Below are 260 nucleotides of genomic sequence, written 5' to 3' on the forward strand. Positions count from 1 at the left end.
CCATCGGCTCGCTCGGCGTGGGCCATCTGTGGGTGGGTCTCATCGGCATCATGGCGTTCGGGTTGCCGCATGCGTTCTACAACGCGGTCGTGCAGGCGTGGGCCGCGGACCGGTTCGGCGGCGGCCACGGGCAGGGCGCCGTCATGGGGCTGCTGTCGACGACGTTCTGCCTCGCGAACATCCTGATGGCGGCGGCGGGCGCCGTGCTGACGCTCGTGGATACGCGGCTCGTGCTGCTGACGGGCGCGATCCTGACGGCG

At 71.2% G+C, this 260-nt stretch carries 1 pseudogene; it reads left to right on the forward strand.

What is annotated here, in order from left to right:
• Nucleotides 1-260: pseudogene (locus tag ACEN88_RS35665) on the forward strand (MFS transporter); the annotation flags it as partial.

This window comes from Massilia sp. CT11-108, from assembly GCF_047302915.1.
In the GTDB taxonomy this organism is placed as follows: Bacteria; Pseudomonadota; Gammaproteobacteria; order Burkholderiales; family Burkholderiaceae_D; genus Telluria; species Telluria orientalis.